The 19,098-nt window shown below is 62.1% G+C and carries 17 protein-coding genes; 7 read left to right on the forward strand and 10 right to left on the reverse strand.

The window, feature by feature from the left end:
* Nucleotides 1-29: 29 nt before the first annotated feature.
* The 6 genes from E4633_RS04990 to E4633_RS05015 form a co-directional block, all read right to left on the reverse strand.
* Nucleotides 30-623 (reverse strand): hypothetical protein, encoded by a 594-nt coding sequence (locus tag E4633_RS04990; protein ID WP_246037910.1) that lies wholly within the window; start codon nt 621-623, stop codon nt 30-32.
* Between the two features lie 301 nt (nt 624-924).
* On the reverse strand, nt 925-1,233 hold the full coding sequence (locus tag E4633_RS04995) for a YkgJ family cysteine cluster protein (protein ID WP_135869141.1): 309 nt from the start codon (nt 1,231-1,233) through the stop codon (nt 925-927).
* Nucleotides 1,234-1,256: 23 nt separating this feature from the next.
* Entirely contained in the window at nt 1,257-1,442 is a 186-nt protein-coding gene (locus tag E4633_RS05000; RefSeq protein ID WP_135869142.1) for a hypothetical protein, read from the reverse strand.
* A 106-nt stretch (nt 1,443-1,548) separates the two neighbouring features.
* Complete coding sequence (locus E4633_RS05005; protein ID WP_135869143.1) at nt 1,549-2,325, reverse strand: DODA-type extradiol aromatic ring-opening family dioxygenase; 777 nt, start codon at nt 2,323-2,325, stop codon at nt 1,549-1,551.
* A 22-nt stretch (nt 2,326-2,347) separates the two neighbouring features.
* Nucleotides 2,348-2,950 carry a nitroreductase family protein gene (locus E4633_RS05010; protein WP_135869144.1) on the reverse strand — a complete coding sequence of 201 codons (603 nt, stop codon included), beginning with the start codon at nt 2,948-2,950 and terminating at the stop codon, nt 2,348-2,350.
* Nucleotides 2,951-3,156: 206 nt separating this feature from the next.
* Nucleotides 3,157-4,719, reverse strand: coding sequence for an acetyl-CoA hydrolase/transferase C-terminal domain-containing protein (locus tag E4633_RS05015; protein WP_135869145.1), 1,563 nt, complete (start codon nt 4,717-4,719; stop codon nt 3,157-3,159).
* A gap of 203 nt (nt 4,720-4,922) precedes the next feature.
* Here E4633_RS05015 and E4633_RS05020 point away from each other — a divergent pair, with 203 nt between their 5' ends.
* The gene (locus tag E4633_RS05020) at nt 4,923-5,513 is read left to right on the forward strand and encodes a TetR/AcrR family transcriptional regulator (protein WP_135869146.1); all 591 of its coding nucleotides are present in this window, start codon (nt 4,923-4,925) and stop codon (nt 5,511-5,513) included.
* A gap of 44 nt (nt 5,514-5,557) precedes the next feature.
* Here the strand turns inward: E4633_RS05020 and mazF are convergent, their stop codons facing one another.
* From mazF to E4633_RS05035, 3 genes are all read right to left on the reverse strand, one after another.
* On the reverse strand, nt 5,558-5,899 hold the full coding sequence (gene mazF, locus E4633_RS05025; protein ID WP_135869147.1) for an endoribonuclease MazF: 342 nt from the start codon (nt 5,897-5,899) through the stop codon (nt 5,558-5,560).
* Complete coding sequence (locus E4633_RS05030; RefSeq protein WP_135869148.1) at nt 5,896-6,138, reverse strand: AbrB/MazE/SpoVT family DNA-binding domain-containing protein; 243 nt, start codon at nt 6,136-6,138, stop codon at nt 5,896-5,898. The genes mazF and E4633_RS05030 overlap by 4 nt, the downstream gene beginning before the upstream one ends.
* 223 nt (nt 6,139-6,361) lie before the next feature.
* Nucleotides 6,362-6,580: a hypothetical protein gene (locus E4633_RS05035; RefSeq protein ID WP_135869149.1), complete on the reverse strand. Its 219-nt coding sequence runs from the start codon at nt 6,578-6,580 to the stop codon at nt 6,362-6,364.
* Nucleotides 6,581-6,886: 306 nt separating this feature from the next.
* Between E4633_RS05035 and E4633_RS05040 the strand changes: the two genes are divergently transcribed.
* A complete protein-coding gene (locus E4633_RS05040) occupies nt 6,887-7,738 on the forward strand; it encodes a substrate-binding domain-containing protein (RefSeq protein ID WP_135869150.1) in 852 nt (283 codons plus the stop codon).
* Nucleotides 7,739-7,816: 78 nt separating this feature from the next.
* Here E4633_RS05040 and E4633_RS05045 read toward each other — a convergent pair whose 3' ends face one another.
* Nucleotides 7,817-9,457 (reverse strand): methyl-accepting chemotaxis protein, encoded by a 1,641-nt coding sequence (locus E4633_RS05045; RefSeq protein WP_135869151.1) that lies wholly within the window; start codon nt 9,455-9,457, stop codon nt 7,817-7,819.
* Between the two features lie 194 nt (nt 9,458-9,651).
* On the opposite strand from E4633_RS05045, the gene E4633_RS05050 reads away from it, so the two are divergent.
* From E4633_RS05050 to E4633_RS05070, 5 genes are all read left to right on the forward strand, one after another.
* A complete protein-coding gene (locus tag E4633_RS05050) occupies nt 9,652-13,689 on the forward strand; it encodes a PAS domain S-box protein (RefSeq protein ID WP_135869152.1) in 4,038 nt (1,345 codons plus the stop codon).
* An 86-nt stretch (nt 13,690-13,775) separates the two neighbouring features.
* Entirely contained in the window at nt 13,776-14,222 is a 447-nt protein-coding gene (locus E4633_RS05055; RefSeq protein ID WP_162604938.1) for a MarR family winged helix-turn-helix transcriptional regulator, read from the forward strand.
* Nucleotides 14,223-14,274: 52 nt separating this feature from the next.
* Nucleotides 14,275-15,513: a multidrug effflux MFS transporter gene (locus tag E4633_RS05060; protein ID WP_135869154.1), complete on the forward strand. Its 1,239-nt coding sequence runs from the start codon at nt 14,275-14,277 to the stop codon at nt 15,511-15,513.
* Nucleotides 15,514-15,727: 214 nt separating this feature from the next.
* Complete coding sequence (locus E4633_RS05065; protein WP_135869155.1) at nt 15,728-17,803, forward strand: hypothetical protein; 2,076 nt, start codon at nt 15,728-15,730, stop codon at nt 17,801-17,803.
* Between the two features lie 33 nt (nt 17,804-17,836).
* Complete coding sequence (locus tag E4633_RS05070) at nt 17,837-19,021, forward strand: hypothetical protein (RefSeq protein WP_135869156.1); 1,185 nt, start codon at nt 17,837-17,839, stop codon at nt 19,019-19,021.
* The last annotated feature ends 77 nt before the right edge of the window (nt 19,022-19,098 follow it).

Genomic DNA, 19,098 nt, shown 5'->3' on the forward strand with positions numbered 1-19,098 from the left:
ATGCCGTGGAGGGATGGAGGCTGAGTGGCTCAGGCGAGGTCTTCCCTGGCAACGGAAGCAGGGCGTCTCGAACGGATGCGGCGTACCACGACGGGGAGCAGGAACATCAGGGCGAGGATGACCAGCATGGTGGTCTCTGGGTCCTTGATGTAGCGGTTGAGGCTGAGGGTGGAGTAGGCGATGACGCCGAAGTAGAGCATGTCTCCGGCGATGGCGAAGGCCCAGCCTGCGATGAAGCCGTGTCCGGCGGCGAGTGCCGAGGCGCGTCCGGTCATGGGGTCGACGCCGAAGGCGATCAGGATGAGGCCGATGGGACCGGCCGCGGTCCCTTGGTGCTGGGCGGCGTGGCGCGCGTTGGCGGCCTTCATGGCTGCGGCGAAGCGGCGCAGGAACGGGATGCGGCTGCAGATGAGAGCGAGTACGCGCAGGATCGGCTCGAAGACGACGGCGAGGATGATGTCGGAGACGAGGTAGACGAGCGCGGTGATCTGCCAGGCGAGGCCGCTCGACTTCGCGAGCAGGACGCCGGCCGGAATGCCGCCTCCCACCGGGATAAGGAAGAGCTTCAAAACGGAGAGTATTGCCGCCGTCGACGGCAGGAAAAGCAACTGGTCTTTCATCATGGGCATCACGTCGGTTGGTAGCTTCGGTCGAAAGGTGCACAGGGTGCACACTTCCGGGCATCGTATATGAGAGCGGCGCTCGCCGCAACAGCAAATCACAGATGCCGAACAACGCCCATTAGGAAGAAACTACGTTCAACCGGTGAAAACAGTGGGACAAAATCAAATCCCCCCCGGCCCCCCTTCGCAAAGGGGGGAGCTATAAGGCCACCGTTCTCAGTAATACACGACACGAGTTACCTTAATCGCTTCTTCCCTTGAGTTTCCTGAAGAACTCCGGGACAGGGGGGCACCCGGGCGATCAGTCGGGGGCGGGCCTGCAGAAGAAGCGGCGGCAGATCGCCGGGCGTCCTTCGTAGATGCCGCATCGGTTGCCGTCCAAGAATTCGCAGCCGTTTTCGATGATCAGTTTGTGGGGGCCATACAGGGAAAAATGCAGGCGGGTGGCGCCAAGCTCCTCGAGGCGCAGGTATTCTTCCCAGGTGAGATCGACGTTCGGGAAGGATCGGCAGCAAAGGGCCGCGCACTCCCTGCAGCAGGAAGGATCGTCCAGGGGGTGGTCCAGCAACAGGCCGTGGCGCTTATCCTTATGGTGTCTGGCAAAGAGCATGGTGCACCTGTCGGCCGGCGTTGCTAGCTCATCTCGCTGTACCTGGCGGCATAAACGTTAAGCTGCTGACGCCATGCGCAGGCATCGGGATTGAAGCCGCATTGCCGGCAAGGGTTGCCCCCGGTCCGGAACCAGAGACACATGAAATTGCGCGCGTTGTTGACCGCTTCACAACTACCGCCGACATAGTCCTGCATAGTTATTCTCATAGGCACCTCCAGTAGTGCATTTAATAGTAACCGCTCAGGGGCGGCATGCATTAGGAGTGTGCGAATTTCTGCTGCGTTCTGTACTAAAAAAACTTTCGCAATGTATTCAATCCCACTTGAAGGCGGCCATGGAGAGGGCGCCGTAGGTGTAACCATCGTGCAGCACGGAGGCGCTCCCTCCGGCCCCCATGGCGACCAGCAGGGGGAGGAAATGCTCGGGAGTGGGGTGGTTGCGCCGCGCGTTGGGTGCCTGCCGTTCGTAGTCGACCAGGTCGTTCGCCCGTCCTTCCAATACCGCTTCCTTCAGCCAGTCGGCGAATTCCTTCGCGTACGGCAAAGGTTCGGCGTCGAGCGCGCGGCCGAAGAAGTCGCCTAGGTTGTGCGTGGCGGAACCGCTGGCGAGGATCAGGATCCCCTCGTCCCGTAATGGGCGCAGGGCCTCGCCCATCTCCAGGTGGTGATGGGCTCCGAGCCGGGGCTGGACCGAGAGCTGCACCACCGGGATGTCGGCATCCGGGTAGATGAGCATGAGCGGCGCCCAGGCGCCGTGGTCCAGGCCGCGATCCGGGTCTATCTCACCGGGGATTCCCGCTTCCCGCAGCAGGGAAAGAACGCTCCCGGCTAGCGCGGGAGCGCCGGGAGCGGGATAGCGCAGCTGGTACAGTTGCTCCTGGAAACCGCCGAAGTCGTGGATGGTCGGCGGGTGGGGGTGACCGGTCAACCGCGGGGTGTCGGTGGTCCAGTGGGCCGAGACCGAGACGATGGCCTTGGGGCGCCCAAGTTCTCCTCCGAGACTTTTGAGGAAATCCCGCGTCGGGCAATCCTCCAGTACGATGGACGGAGCGCCGTGCGATACGAATACTGATGGAAATCTTGATGACATGACCTGCTCCTTGCTAGATCCACTAGCTGTAGAGTTTCACGCGCCCTTCAAGCGGTGCGAATGCCTTCTCTCCCGGTGCCGCCGCCGGTTTGCCGAAAGGCATCTGTGCGACGAGCTTCCAGCTTTCCGGGACATGCCACTGCTGCCTTACCGCGTCGTCGATCACCGGGTTGTAGTGCTGCAGCGATGCGCCCCACCCTTCGGCCTCGAGGGCGGTCCATACCGCGAACTGGAGCATCCCTGAAGACTGCTGCGACCAGACCGGGAAGTTCTCGCTGTACGCGGGAAAGCTTTCCTGCAGGCCTTCTACCACGTCGGTGTCCTCGAAGTAGAGAACGGTGCCGTAGCCGCTGCGGAAGGCGCCGTCGATCTTTTGCTGCGTTGCGGCAAAGGCATCCTGCGGCACGATCTTCTTCAGTTCGGTCTTGGTGATGTCCCAGAGCCTGTCGTGTTCCGCACCGAGCAGGATGAGCACCCGGCTGCTCTGCGAATTGAAAGAGGACGGCACGTGCTGCACCGCTTCCCCGACAAGCTCGCGGATACGCTCGTCGCTTGTCACCTGTTCCTTGTCCAGCGCGTAAAAAGTCCTGCGGTTTTTAATGGCATCCCAGTAGGCGGTTTTCATGGCGTGTTCTCCTTTGCTTTATCGTCGGCGTCATTGTTTGACGTCATATGCTTTAACATTAAACTAAATCTGTGAGCCTGAAATGTCAACCCTCTTTTTTACGCGAGAAAGTGAAGAGGTGAGGGGAGTCGGGAAAATAAAAAAAGCAGGGCGGCCCGATCGGACTGCCCTGCTCTTATTTTACGGAAACGACTGGAGCTTAACGACTAGACGTCCCAGTTGTTGATCTTCATGGTGCCGTTCTTGGCGAGGTTGACCTGCATCTTGAAGACGCGGTCGAGGAGCTGCGGCTCGTGGCCTGCCTTTCTTTCGATGCAGTCCTTCTTCGCTATGTCGAAGTACTCCTGCAGAAGCGGCTTGTAATCCGGGTGCGCGCACTTGTCGATGATGAGCTGGGCGCGGCTTTTCGGGCTCAGGCCGCGCAGGTCGGCAAGACCCTGCTCGGTGACCAGCACGTCGAGGTCGTGCTCGGTGTGGTCGACGTGCGGCACGTGCGGCACGACGCAGGTGATGCCGGTCGGGTCGGTCTTGGTCGGACGGGCCGACGGGGTGTGCATGATGGAGAGGAAGGCGTTCCTCAGGAAGTCACCAGAGCCGCCGATGCCGTTGATCATCCTGGTGCCGCCGACCAGCGTGGAGTTGGCGTGCGCGTAGATGTCGAACTCGACCGGGGTGTTCATGGCGATGCACCCGAGGCGACGGATCGGTTCCGGGTGGTTCGCGATGGAGAGCGGGCGCATCATCACCTTGTTGCTGTACTTGTCCCAGTTCTCGTAGAAGCGCTTGAAGCCGTCCACGGAGAAGGAGAGGGAGACGGTGGAGGCGAAGTCGAGTTTCCCGGAGTCGAAGAAGTCGAGCATGGTGTCCTGCAGTACCTCGGTCCAGACCTTCAGGCCGGTGAACGGGCCGTTGGCGAGGCCGCCGATGACCGCGTTGGCGATGGAGCCGACGCCGGACTGCAGCGGGAGGAGGTTCTTCGGCAGGCGGCCCGCCTTCACCTCGGCGGAGAAGAAGTCGATGATGTTGTTCGCGATCGCCTCGGAGGTGTCGTCCTGCTCGCTGAAGGCGCGGCCGTTGTCCGGGCGGTTCGATTCGACGATGGCGACGATCTTGTCGTTGTCGACGCGGACGTAGGGGGAACCGGCGCGGTCGTCGACGCGGCAGATCAGGTAGGGGAGGCGGTTCGGCGGGTTGATCGGCTCGACGATGTCGTGGAGCCCCTCGAAGTTCGGGATCGAGGTGTTGACCTCGATGATGATCTTGTCGGCGATCTGTACGATCTCGGGGACCGCGCCGCAGGAGGCGGTCAGCACCAGCTCACCCCTCTCGGTGATGGCGGAGCACTCGATGATGGCGATGTCGAGGCGCCCGCCGTTTTCCTTGGTGTAGAAGCCGTAGCCCAGGTCCTGTGCGAACATGGAGAGGTGCTTGTCGCCCATGCGGATGCGCCCGGTGTTGATGCCGGCCTGGATGTTTTTCCCGGTCTGGTACGGCCAGCGGCGGTCGATCATGTCGAGCGAAGCCCAGCGGTCTTCGGTCTCGACACCGACGGATGCGCCGATGAAGAGGTTGAACCTCAGTTTCCCCTGCAGGTTGTTCTTCTCGACGTGGTCGGCGAGGGCGATCGGGACCATCTTCGGATAGCCGGCCGGGGTGAACCCGGACCAGCCCACGTTCATGCCGTCTTTGAACATTGGGATGACCTGGTCCACGGTGGTGATCCGCTCGTGAAGGCTCGACTTCCTGATCCTGTTGTGCAATTCGGACATTTAGCTGCATCCTCCTGATATGATTTTTGTTTCCACCATGATCGGCGGAAAGATTGCCGGAAACGCGTAGTTTAATTTCGAACGTTCGTTCGAAAAATGAATACAACATATCAGCACGTCGTTTTATTTGCAATAGAATTGGTAATTCCCCGGCGATTTTGCTAATGTCTTGGCGGCTGACATCAACTAAGCCGGGGTGGAGCATGGAGAAAACCGGGATTCACAAGAAGCTTATGGAGGTGGGGACGCAGCTTTTCGCGGAGCGGGGTGTGAACGGCGTCAGCATAAGGGAGCTTTCCCTTGCGGCGGGGACCAGCATCTCGATGATCTCCTACCATTTCGGGAGCAAGGAAGGGCTTTACTCGGCGGTTTTGCAGGAGCAGTTCGCCTGCTTCGCCGAGATTCACGAGATCCGGCGCCAGATCTCCGATCCGGTGGAGATGATCGAGAGTTACCTGCGCTGGACCTTCCAGAGGCACCGCAACAACCCGCATCTGCTGCGCTTCTACACGAGCGAGTTGACGAACCCGACGGCGTTTTTCGAGACGCTGGTGGCCCCGGTGATCGACGAGGTGATCGTGATCATGGCGGAAGCGGTCGCGCAGGGGCAGCAGCAGGGGAAATTCAGGGGGGACGTGGACCCGGCCAATGCGGCGCTCGCGCTGGCGGGCATGGTGAATTACTTCTTTTTGAGCCTGCAGGCGACCAAGAAGCTGATAAGCCAGTCGCCGGAGCAGGACGAGAGTCTGGTACGGCAGTACCTGGAGATCTTCATCCGCGGCATCGGCGTGTAGCTTGCGGCAGCCGGCACGGCGTGCTGACGCCGGGCGTCGGTCTTCTATCCTTCCACTAGGGCGCGCACCTTCATAACTACTTCTTCAAGTACCTGCCTGGTCACTTTGCCGTCTTTCTCCGCACGTCTCGCGCGCCAGTCCAGGGACTTTACCTGGTCGGCGAGTATCACGCCGCGGATGCCGGTTACCCCCGACACTGCCACCTCGAACGGGTATCCCTTGACTTGCGAGGTGATCGGGCAGCAAAGCATGAGGCCGGTCTTTCTGTTGTAGATCTGGGGTGACAGAACGAACGCAGGACGCCTTCCCTTGTGTTCATGCCCGGCTTGCGGGTCGAAATCGAGCCAGATGACGTCGCCACGATCCGGGACGTACCCTGCCGTCACCAAAGCTCATTCCCGACCGGCTTCCCCGTCGGGACCTCGGAGTGCATGTTGTCCTCGGTTATGGCATCCACGAGCGACTCCAGCGCAAGGGCCGCAGGGGATACCGGCCTGATGACGATGCAGTTTTCCTGCCTGACGATCTCTATCGGCGAATCCACCTCGATACCGCACTCTGCGGCCATCATTTTGGGCAGACGCACCGCGAGGCTGTTACCCCATTTCTGAGCCTTGGCTACCATCTTTTCCTCCCGTCCCCGGTGCTGTCACGGTTGACTGTATCGATGTATCTACAATGTATCAATCTTTTCCGTATTTGTCGTGTGGGGAGTACTTCGGGACAGGCATCTTGCATAAGGAATACGGAAGAGGCAACGCTTCTCTTCCTCTTTGAACAGGAAAAGGCCACGGGGAACCGTGGCCTTTCTTGTTGGAGGACGACCGCAAGACGGTCCTGAAAGGGGATCAGCGCTTTACGAGGATTTCCCTTGCGCGCTCCATCTGGTTCGGAAACAGGTCGTCGAGTACGGCCTCTTTGCCGGCGGCCTTGCGCACGGTGTAGCGCGCGCACCCCTCGAAGTTGTCGGTGCAGTACATCATCTTGAAGACGTTGCTGGTGGAAGGCATGTTGGCCATCTGGTCGTTGAAGAAGATACATCCGGAAAGCAGTTCGCAGTCAGGCATCCTACTCCTCCTATCTTGGTTTAGCGGCCGGTTTGGGGGCCGTCGGAAGGAAAACGTCGACGAAGCATAAAGTCACACAGGTTGTGCGGGAATATATACCGTTGCCGCCCGCGTCGCAATATGTTTTTTTAATTGGCCGACACTCCTTTGCGTATACAAGCAGTGGCGCTTCTGGATGAGCGGGCAACCTGTTCTGACATTGGCATCCTTGTGTCGTAGACCGTTGTGTATTATATGGTATAACGCTACCGGGCTTTCTTGTCTTTAGCGGAGTTTCTATTTCGACAGTCAGTAAGGGAGGTAAAGATGGCTTGGAGCAGAAAACCGGTATTGTGGCTGAGCGCCGCTATGCTCTTTGTGACCACGGCGGCACACGCGGGAGATGGATTCTTGTTGATGGCAAGCACCATCGGCCCGATCGATGCGGGGATCGTATCGGCGCTCGAGGACGCCTTTGAGAAGGAGACCGGGGTGCGTGTGCGCCATGTAGGAGCGGGAACGGGCGAGGCGCTGAAGATCGCCGAGGGGGGCAGCGTCGACATCGCCATGGTGCATGCGAAAGCGCTGGAGGAGAAATTCGTGGCGGCGGGATTCGGCACGGAACGCGTCCCGGTCATGTACAACGATTTCGTGATAGTCGGTCCGGCCGCAGATCCGGCCGGGATAAAGGGGATGAAATCGGCGACCGGGGCCTTGAGGCAGCTGGCGGCGAAGGGAGCCCCGTTCGTTTCGCGCGGCGACAGGTCGGGAACCCACGTGGCGGAGATGGACCTCTGGAAGAAGGCGGAAGTGAAGCCGGAAGGGGCATGGTACAGGGTCTACGAGAAAGGAAACGAGGGGAACGCGCCGACGCTGCGCTATGTCAACGCCAGCGGCGCGTACACCATCATCGACCGGGCCACCTATCTATCCTTGAAGGATGAGGTCTCACTCGCCGTTCTTGTGGAGGGGGACGAGGTGCTTCTTAACCGGATCTCCGTCATCCCCGTCAGCAAGACTAAATTCCCCAAGGTCAACAGTGAGGACGCCGCCCGATTCGTGGCTTGGCTGACCGATCCGGGTAAAGGGCAGAGTATCGTCGAGTCCTTTGGCAGGGAGAAGTACGGCAGCCCCCTCTTCTTTCCGGATTCACAGCAGTGGCACAAACTGCATAGGTAGCGGCGCAGCGGGTAGTCCGACAAATAAAAAAAAGGCGTCCCCGGTGAGGGACGCCCTTTTTGTTCGTGACTTGTATCGTCAGAGCCGGAAGCGCTGCACGTGATTCTGGAGCTCCGCCGCGTAGCCGGTCAGGTGGGACGCCTCGACCGCGGAACGGTTAGCCCCCTGCGACGTCTGGTGCACGATCTCGGTAATCCGGTGCATGTTGCCGGAGATCTCGCTCGTCGTCGCCGTCTGTTCTTCCACGGCGGTGGCGATCTGGCTCACCTGCATGGCGACGGCGTTCACCTGTTCCAGGATCTCCCTGAGTGCTGCCCCGGACTTGGCCGCCTCCTCGGTGCCGGCCGCCACCTGGGATACCCCTTGTTCCATGGCGGTCACCGCACCCTTTGTCTCCACCTGGATCGCCTTGATCATCTCCCCGATCTCGCGTGTGGCGCGCGTGGTCCGCTCCGCAAGCGCCCGCACCTCGTCGGCCACCACGGCGAAACCTCTTCCCTGCTCACCGGCGCGCGCGGCCTCGATGGCGGCGTTCAGCGCGAGCAGGTTGGTCTGGTCGGCGATGTCCTCGATGGTGCCGATGATGGCCCCGATCTGGTCGGAACGCTCACCAAGGCTTGCCACGGTCCGCGCCGATTCCTGGACCTTGTCGGCGATCTGTCCCATGACGGCGACGGTGCGCTCCACGACGACGGCCCCGTCGCTTGCCGACTGCGCCGCACGCTGCGCCCCTTCTGCAGCGTTCTGGCAGTTCATGGCGATGTCGCCGGAGGTGGCCGACATCTCCTCGCCGGCGGTGGAAACGGTGCCGGACTGGCTCGCGACCTCCTCGGCCTCTTCGGCGATCTGCCGGGAGATATCATGCATCTGGTTCGCGGCGGCGGTCACCTGTTCCGATGTGCTGCTCACCGCGCCGATCATGCTGCGCAGGTTCCCGGTCATGGTCTTCATGGTCCCCATGAGCTGTCCGGTCTCGTCCCGGTAGGAAACGTCGAGGTCGCGGGAGAGATCGCCGGTCGCTATGGTGTCGGCGACGGTGACGAGCCGTGCGAGGGGCACCGTGATGGAACGGGTGATGATGATGGAAAGGATGACCGCCATGGTGGCGGCGATGATGGCGATGACGGCGATGGAAAGCCTGATGCGGGCGGCGCCGCTCTGCGCCTCGGCAACCGTGTCCGCCATCTGCCGGGTCATCAGCTTGGAGAATTCGATCACCTGGGCTTCCGCCTGGTGCGTCGGTTTTTTGTACTCGTTGATCGCGTTGTTGGCGTCCTGGGTGGTGGCGATCCGGCCTCCCTGCACCTCCTCGTAGACCTTGCGGAAGCCTGCTGCGTACGCCTCGCTGTCGCGCTTGATGCCGGCGAGCATCTCCTTCTCGCTAGGGTGTTCGGCAAGTTTCGCCATCTCGTCGTTGCGCGCCTGGAAACCGGTCATGGCCCCGTCCCATTTCTTCCGGTACTCCTCAAGCTTCGCGGGATCGGCCATGTTGATGAAGGCGTCCTTTTCGAAGCGGCGCAGGACGTTGATGTCGGCACGGCTTGCCTGGGCGAGCTCGAGAAGCTTCGCGTGGGTGCCGGCGGCGTCTTTGACGTGGTCGAGCATCCTTGCTGTGCCGGTATATCCGAGGACGCCGAGCAGGATGATGATCATGGTGGCTATGGAAAAACAGACGTTGAGGCGGGTGCCGATTCTGAAACGGCAAAGAATGTCGAACATGGTGTTTCCTCCTGCTGCTGGTTAGCCCAATGGCATCGCTCACCGTATCGGCGCCGGCGTGGAATACTTGAGGGGGTATGAAACCTTCGATCCGGCAGGACCGTTGCAAAAGAGCGGTCTCAAGGTAGACTGGGTCTCTGTCTCTTCATAGTCCAATTGAGATATGTTGAAAGGACTATTCGAAGCAGGCAAGCATGGCTTATGACTGTCATGTTTTGGAGGAAAAGAGGGTGGACGAGGGGCCAACATTCAATCTGAAGGCTTTGGCAGCACTTCTGCTACCCTTGCTTGCCTGTGCTGTACAGTGGCTTTTTTGGGATTTCCTGCAGCCCTACGCCTATATCCTGTTCTATCCCTCCGTCTATGTCAGTGCCCGCCTGGGAGGTAAGCGGATCGGCATCATCGCTACCGTTATCTCCGGTTTCCTGATCTCCTATTTGTTCATCCCCCCGCTTTATTCCTTCGCCATCATCCCCGCAAGCCGGTTCGTCTCGGTTCTGGCCTTCATGGTTGTCGGTATCCTGTTCGCCTACATGCAGGAGCACCTGCAACAGGCAAGGTCCGGCGAGGTGGACGCACGCGAAAAGGCGCAAAGCTCGGAAGAGAGGCTCCGCGAAGCGCGCATCGAGCTCCTGGAGCTGGAGCGGCGTCTGGCCGAGGAGCGCCTGCAGGAGAAAGAGGAACAGTTCCGGATCATGTTCATGGAGTCGAGCCTGGGCGAGGCGCAGATGGATCCGGTGACCGGCAGGTTCCTGAAGGTGAACCCGGCCCTGTGCCGCATGACCGGTTACCGCGAGGCGGACCTCTTGCAGTTGGGACTACCCGAGGTGACCCGGCCCGAGGACCGCGAGCCCTGCAGGGCGTGCCTGAAAAGCCTCGTCGGCGAGCGCGGCGGCGTGGAGGCCGAGTTCAGTGTCCTCCGCTCCGACGGATCTGCGGTCCATTGTCAGGTGAACATGAACCTGGCGCGCGACGCAGAGGGGCGCCCGGCATCGGTGTTGGCGGTGATCCAGGATGTGACCGAGCGACGCAGGGCGGAGGAGGCACTCCTGAAATCGGAGGAGAAGTTCGCCCTCGCCTTTTCCGGGAACCCGGCCGCCATCGCGCTCACGAGGCTCGAAGACGGGGTCTTCCTGGATGTGAACGAGACCTGGCAGATCATGACCGGGTACACCCGCGAAGAGGCCATCGGGAGGTCCGGGCGCCACATCTGGCCCGATCCCGAGTCGGCGCGCGGCTTCGTCGAGGGGCTGCGTACAACCGGGACGGTGCGGGGGTGGGAACAGCCGTTCCGCAAGAAAGACGGCGAGATCTTCATCGCCCAGCTCTGGTCGCAGCTTTTGACCGTAGGTGGTGAGCAGGTCATCCTGTCGACCCTGATCGACATCACGCCGCTCAAGCGGGCGGAGGCGGCGCTTCGCGACAGCGAAACCAGGTTCAGGACCATCTTCGACCATGCGCCGGTGGCGATCGGCATCGGTGCCGTGGAAGACGGCCGCCTCTTGGAGGTCAACCCCGCGTGGCTCAGGCTTATGGGCTACCGCCGCGAGGAGGTCCTCGATCGCACCGCGGTGGAACTCGGCATTTACCTCGACGAGGGGACCCGCGAGGTGGTCGTGCAGAAGGTGCAGCAGGGGGCGGGGGTAAGCCAGGAATTGCAACTAAGGCGCAAGTCCGGGGAGGTGATCGACGTCCTCTTCTCCGCCGATATGGTGGCCATCGCCGGCAGCCCCTGCCTATTGGTCATGCTGAACGACGTCACCATACAGAAGCAGGCGGAGCGCGCGCTGCAAAAGAGCAAGCAGGAGTATCAGCAGCTTTTCCGGAACATGCTGGAGGGGTTCGCCTCCTGCCGGATGGTGCGGGACGCCTCGGGTGGCGCCGAGGACTTCGTATTTCTCAACGTCAACCGGTCGCTGCTGCACCTGACCGGCCTCACCGACCTCGGGGGAAAGCGGATCTCCCAGGTGATCCCAAACGTGCGGGAAACCAACATGGAGCTCCTGCTGGCGTGCGGCAGGGTGGCGGAAAGCGGGGAGCCGGAGCACCTGGAGACCTACCTGGAGCCGCTCGAACAGTGGTACGCGGTGTCGCTCTACGGTTTGGAGCGGGGCTATTTCGTGGTCCTTTGCGACAACATCACCGCCAGAAAGCGCGAGGAGATCAGGAAAAACGCGACCGTGGAGCTCTTGCGCATCTGCAACGAGGCACAGCGGGTGGATGAGCTGTTGTCGCGCACGGGGCATTTTTTCCGCGACCTTTCCTGCTGCGAGGCCATCGGCATCCGGCTGCGTTGCGGAGACGACTACCCGTACTTTGAGACCATCGGCCTTTCCGATGCCTTTGACGGTCCGCAGAGGGGGCTTTGCGACCGCGGCGTTCGCGATCCCCAGGGGGGGGCAGCGCTGCGCTGCCTGTGCGGCGAGGTGATCTCGGGCCGCTGCCCGAAAGAGGCGGTATGCACGCCGCGTGGGAGTTACTGGACCGCTACCGGCACAGCGGAAATAGAGGGGTACGGGACGTGCCGGTGTCACAGCGATGGGTACCACTCCCTGGCCCTGGTGCCGCTGCACTCCCACGGCGAGAGGATCGGGCTCTTCCAGTTCAGCGACCGGCGCCCGGGGCTCGTGTCTGCCGAGAAGGTCGCCATCTACGAGGACCTCGTCGACTATATCGCGATCTCCTTCTCGAAACTGAAGGCGGATCAGGCGCTTCTGGAGGCGAGCCAGTACAACGAACAGATCATCGCCGGCGCCCAGGAGGGGATCATCGTCTACGACCGGGAGCTGCGCTACCAGGTATGGAACCCGTACATGGAGCGCTTCACCGGGATCAAGGCCGAGGAGATCCTTGGGCGGCGCCCGCAGGACGTCCTCCCCTTCCTGGAGACGACCGGCGTGGTAGAAAAGCTCGCGCGCACCCTGGAGGGGGAGGAATCGGGGTCGGTGGACTTCCCCTTTTCCATAGAGAGTACCGGGGTCTCGGGATGGGCGGTCGACACGCGCGCCCCTTTGCGCAACGCGCAGCGGGAGATCATCGGCGTCATCGCCACGGTGCGGGACATCACCGCCGAGCGGCGCCTGGAGGAGCAGTTAAGGCAGGCGCAGAAGATGGAAGCGGTCGGACAACTCGCAGGCGGTGTCGCCCACGACTTCAACAACGTGCTGCAGGTGATCATGGGGTACTGCTCCCTGCTGGAGGTGGACCCGAAGCTTGGCGAAAAACAAAAGGGCGAGGTGGAACAGATCATGGTCTCGGCGGAGCGGGCGGCGCAGCTCACCAAGGGCCTCTTGGCCTTCAGCCGCAAGCAGGTCATGGAGCCGAGACGGGTGAACCTGTGCGATATCGTGCAGCACGTGCAGAAGTTCCTCGTGCGCATCATCGGGGAGGACATCACCCTTAGGGCTGTACCCTGCCCCGCGAGCGTTCTAACCATCATGGCCGACAGCGGCCATATCGAACAGGTCCTGATCAACCTCGCCACCAACGCCCGCGACGCCATGTCCAAGGGTGGGACGCTTACCCTGAAAACGGAAAGCGTGGAGATCGAGGAAGGGGTGGAGAGCCCGTTCGGCCACAGCGAGCCGGGTCGCTACGCCTGCATCGTCATGGAGGACACCGGCTGCGGCATGGACGAGGAGACCCGCGGCAGGATCTTCGAGCCGTTCTTCACGACGAAGGAGGTGGGGAAGGGGACGGGGCTCGGCATGGCCATCGTGTACGGCATCGTGAAGCAGCATAACGGCTTCATCAACGTCTACAGCGAACCGGGGCACGGCACCACCTTCAGGGTGTTCCTGCCGCAGCTCGACTCCGGCCTGCCTGCCGGCAGCGCGAGGGCGGAACTCCCACCGCCGCGCGGCGGCAGCGAGACCCTGCTTCTCGCCGAGGACGACGCCGAGGTGCGCAAGCTCCTTGTCACCGTCCTCAGCAAGTTCGGCTACCTGGTGATCGAGGCGGAGGACGGCCAGCAGGCGGTGGAGCTCTTCGCGGCCAACCGCGGCAGCATCGCACTCGTGGTGATGGATCTCATCATGCCCAGGAAGAACGGGATGGAGGCGGGGGAGGAGATCGCGAGGCTCGAGCCGGGGGCGAAGATACTCTATTCGAGCGGCTACACCTCGGATTTCATGGAGAGGCGCGGGGTGAGCGAGCAGGGGATCCAGCTCATCATGAAGCCGGTGCAGCCGGTGGATTTGCTGCGCAAGGTGCGCGAGATGCTGGACCGCTAGCCGGCAGGCTCCCCCTTCGCAAATGGGGGGGGCTTTTCGGCTGGGTGCGGTTGACTTCGTATTTAATTAGTTGTATGGTGCAACCAATGGACGCACTTACCGACTACAAACTGGACAAATCGCTGGGGCACCTGGCCTCCCGCTTTTCGAGGATGGTGCTCAGGCGCTTCAACGCGGTGCTCGCGCAAAACGAGGTGCCCATCACCTCGGAACAGTACTCGCTCCTCGTGCAGCTTTGGGAGTGCAACGGACTGGCCCAGGGGATGCTGGCAGGAAAAACGGCGAAGGACAAGACCACCATGGCCCGGCTTGCTGCTGGACTCGAGGAGCGCGGGCTCATCGTCCGGCTGCCAAGTCCCAACGACGCACGCGAGCGTCTGCTCTACCTGACCGACCGTGGCAAGGATGTGATGGACCGCGCCACCCGCCTCGCCCGGGGCATCCTCGAGGAAGCCCAGCAGGGGATCAGCACCGGAGACCTCGAGGTCTGCCGCGACGTCCTGCGCCGCGCCTGCGGCAATCTCGACCGCTAGTTTTTTTCACCGAATAGTTGTATGAAGCAACTTTCGGCGCAGTGAGGTTTCGATGAACCCGGTTACAAAGACAGCACCCCTCCACCCCTCTCAGATGAGCCGGCGCCAGCTGGCCGTCTTCGTGCTCATCTTGGGCGCCCTGACCGCTTTTTCCGCCATGTCGATAGACATGTACCTTCCCGCCTTCCCGCAGATGGCGCGAGATCTCCACGTCCCGCTCAGCACGGTGCAGCTCTCCGTCTCCGCCTTTCTCTTCGGCTCCGCGCTTGGGCAGCTCTTCTACGGGCCGCTGGCGGACCGCTGGGGAAGGCGCACGCCGCTTCTGCTCGGGCTGTCGCTGTACGTCGCCTCGACCATCGGCTGCGCGCTGGTACACTCGGGAACCGCTCTTTTGCTCTGGCGCGTGATGATGGCGCTCGGGGGCGGGGCGGGGATGGTGATTTCCCGTGCTGTGGTGCGCGACCTCTACGACACGGCTGAGGCGGCGCGGATGTTTTCGCTGCTCATGCTGGTGATGGGGCTTGCGCCGATTTTGGCGCCGCTCGCCGGGGGACAGCTGCTCCTCTTCACCGGTTGGAGGGGGATCTTCGTCTTCTTGAGCATCTTCGGCCTTGCCTCCCTTGTGGCTGCGGCCCTGGCCCTTCCCGAGTCGCTCCCCCCGGAGCGGCGCGTAAAGCGAAGCGTAGCCGACATGGTGGCGGTCTACGGCCACCTGCTGAAAAACCGCCGCTACCTGCGCTACGCGATCGGGCTTGGCTGCGTGGCCGGGGTCAACTTCTCCTACATCTCCGGCGCCCCCTTCGTCTTCATCGAGCTGCACGGCCTTTCCCCGCAGTTCTTCGGCGTCTTTTTCGGCGTCAACGCCTGCGGCCTGATCGGCGCCTCGCAGATGAACCGCCGTCTGCTGCGCCGCTACACCCCGAGGCGCATCGCACTCTTCGCCTTTATGACCGCCGGGGTGTCCGGCACCCTCCTCATCGCGGCGGCCGCGACCGGCTTCGGCGGGTTCCCGCTGCAGATGCTGTTCATCTTCGTCTGCCTCTGCATGACCGGCCTACTTTACCCGAACATAACGGCGCTCGCGCTGGCCCCCTTCGACAAGGCGGCCGGGAGCGCTTCGGCCCTCCTTGGCACCATCCAGTACCTCTTGGGCGCCTCCGGCGGGGCGCTCGTCGGGGCGATCCACGACGGCACCGCGGTCCCCATGACCGCCGCGATGGCGCTTTGCGGCGTGCTGGGACTGGTCGCGGTGATGACCGCCGGTGGGGAGCCGGAGCGCCCGCGCGCCTAGATCATGCCGCTGCCTTGCCGCCATCTCCCTGCATCGCAGTGGCAGCGGCAGTATTTCCCCTTGCACAAAACCGATGCTCCGCCCCTCCCGCCAGACATTAGTCGTCGCTTACTGGCAACGCATTCCGTATACGATTAATAATAGGTAAATAATGTTGTCTTAGGATGGGCGAATGATACTCTTTGTTGGCTTATATCTAACAAGGAGGTGCTTCATGGAACAAGTGTATCGGTCGCTCAAGAGTATCGTTGTACTTGCAGTGTTGTGCTCCCTGCTGGCAGCCTGCGGCGGTGGCGGTGGCGGATCCTCCTCTTCGACCACGGTGAACGGCGTCGCCTCGAAAGGGCCGATCAAGAACGGCGTGGTGGAGGTGTACGCAGTCAACGCCGACGGGACCCGCGGAAAGCTTCTCGGCACAGGTTCGACCGGTTCCGACGGCACGTACAAGGTGCAGAACCTCTCCTACAAGGGGAACCTCATCGTGATCGTGACCGGCGGCACCTACTTCGACGAGGCGACAGGGACGGCAGACGTGCCCAACACCGTGCTGAAGGCGGCGCTTTCCGGTGCAACCGGCTCTGTGAACGTAGCGGTAACCCCGCTTACCGACGTCGCCTTCAAGCAGATGAGCTCAGCTGCGGGCGGCTTAAGCACCGCGAACATAGACCACAGTAACGCCGTGGTCAGCACCGCGTTCGGCGTAAACATCATCGGCACCCAGCCGGTCGACGTCACCGACGCGACCAAGGTTGCATCGGCTTCGAGCCAGACCGCCATAGACTACGGCGTGGCCCTTGCCGCCATCTCCCAGATGGTTAAAAACGGTGACGCAAGCGACGTGAAAGACGCCATCGACATGATCCAGTCGGACCTCTCCGGGGAAAACCCGAAGCTCTCGTCGACCGGCGGCGCCCTCACCCAGGCGATCGTAGCCCTGACCAGCGGCCCCGAGCCGATGCTCGCCCCGACCATCACCACCGAAACAACCTCCATGTACGGCACCATCCAGCATTTCACCGACAGCGTAGTGAATCCCCCGGATAACCCGAACGGCGTGGCGCAGGCGAAGGCCATGATAAGCGACCTGCGCAACACCGTACTCACCGTGGTCGACTACCACACAGGCGACGTAGGGGATACGCTAAAGACCCCGTTCGATGCCACCGCGGCGGAGTTGCAGACCACGGTCGGCCCCGAGCTCTCAAGTGTCGGCGACCTTGTGGGCTGGGTGGTCACCTCGGTCGGCAGCCTCACGGGCATCACCCCGGGAACGACCTATAATTTCACCGATCCGGAGAAGCATCCCGGGCAGACGCTCACCATCGTTACCGGCAGCACCGGCACCACGGCGACGGCCAGCATCGTCACCGACGCGAGCGTGACCCTGCTCTCCGGTACCGTCTCGGTGGACAACGTCAACCTGCCGAAGAGCGGGAGCGTCAACTTCACCACCCTGAAAACGGCAAGCGACGGCAACGCCACCATGACCGCCTCCTACAGTGCGATGGTCTCCGACACGACCATGGCAATTACCTTCAGGGGGAAACTCACTACGCCCGTGGCATCCTTCGACTTCGACGACAGCATGAGCAACAGAAAGCTGACCTTCACCCTCACCCAGAACCCGACCATGCCGAACAGCGTCATGCTCACCAAGGCGTACTTCAGCGGGGTTGCGACAAGCTCCACGGCCCGTGTCACCGGCAGCATCGACATCCCGACGCTCGTGTGGAACCCCAACATAAGCCCCAACGAGGGGAATGCCACCATACCGACCCAGGCAGCCTTCAGCGGTAAGATCGAGGCACTGAACCAGGGTGCCGTCACCATGACGCTGCAGGGAACCCTGACCGGGACCTTCTCCAACGCGGCCAGCTACAACCCGACCATCGCGGACGACGCCAGCAATTTCCCGCAGTGGAGCGGCATCTTCAACGGTTCTCTGGTGGCCGGCAACGGCGTCAATATCTCGGCCATGCTGAAGGCAAGCATGTCCGCCTTCCAGGTGATCAACTTCGAGGTGAAGTACACGAGGACGTTGGCGAACGACGCAACCATCTGGCTCGACTGCACCGGAACCTACAACGTCTTTACGGAGGTGACCTCGGCGACCTTGACGAACCAGGCGGGTCTTCATGGCACCCTCGTTAACGACAAGAGTAAGCCGGCCGAAAGCAGGTTCAGCGGGAGCATCAATGCCGGCGGCGGTGACGAGGTCGCCACTTTCTCGAGCCCGCTCGGCGTCCCGAAGGTGACCTACTCCGACAGCTACTTCGAGACACTGATCTAGCCTTTCAAGCAGTATCTCCTGAAGGAAAACCCGATGAACCATGCATTGCAGGGAGGCCGTAAGGCCTCCCTTTTCCTGCCCCCTTTGAGAGCTGCCGCACTTACTTGCTGCATCACCATAATCCTTGCGGCGTCGCAGGCTTGGGGCGCCGTGCCGATGAGCGGCTTCAACCCCGCCCTGCTCGTCGGACATAAGGATGGAGCCTTTCTGGAAGCCTCGGCCTTCGCCGCGGACACGGTGCTGCCGGTCATGAGCATCATCGATGACAACTGGAACGGGCGCTTCACACCCAAGGAGCACAACCTGGCCGACCTGTACTGGTATGCGGGAAGCGGGGTGGTGGCGCGTAACTGGCGGGTGGCGGCATTCAACCGCGGCGAGCTCTTCGTCGACAGCAACCGTGACTCCATCGAGTTCATCTACAGCGTGAAGAAGAAACTCGACCTGACCAAGGGGCGTCGTTACCAGGCGGACATCAGGATGAGGGGATGGACGGCAAGCGGCGTCGAGGTCTCGCGGGGGGCGAGCCTGGACGCGGTGCTCCCGGGGCTCTCCGCCGGGCTCACCCTGCGCGTCATGATGCCGCACTACCTGCAGTACGGCTCCATGAGCGGCGCGGTCACCGCGACCGGATCGAAAAGCTACGACTACGACCTGTACCTCGACTACGCCTACGGGCACAACATCCTCTACCGCGTGGAGGACGAGACGCTAGGGTCGGGGTACGGCTACAGCGCGGATCTCGGGGCGAGCTACCGCAGGGGAGGGTGGCACGCCGAGCTGCTCGTCAGGGACCTGGCCGGCGCGCTCATGTGGGACTCGGTCCCCTACACGAAGGCGTATGCGGTCAATCCCACCTCGACGACCGCGCCGAACGGGTACCAGGACTTCACCCCGAGCATCAGCGGATACGAGGGGAAAAAGAGTCTGCGGCAGACGATTCCGGTGAAGACCGACCTCTCCCTCGGGTACGACTACGGGAGTCTCAGCGCCGGGGGGACCTGCATCTTCGTGCAGGGCAGACCGCGTACCTGGCTCTCGGCAGACTACCGCTTCGGCACCGTGGCTGATCTCTCCCTTGCCTACAACATCGACTACGCAGCCTTCAGCCTCGCCGTGGCAAGTCACGGCTTCAAGGTGGGGGCTACCCTGAGCGATCCCAACCCGCGCGATGCGCGCGCCCTCGGCGCGGAGCTTTCCTACCTTTACTCCTGGTAGCACCGCCCGTCGCGGGGGGAGACGAAAAAAGGCGCCCTGCAGCAAGCGGGACGCCTTTTTTGCGGCCGTTTCCCGGC

This window comes from Geomonas terrae (genome assembly GCF_004791675.1).
Taxonomy (GTDB): domain Bacteria; phylum Desulfobacterota; class Desulfuromonadia; order Geobacterales; family Geobacteraceae; genus Geomonas; species Geomonas edaphica.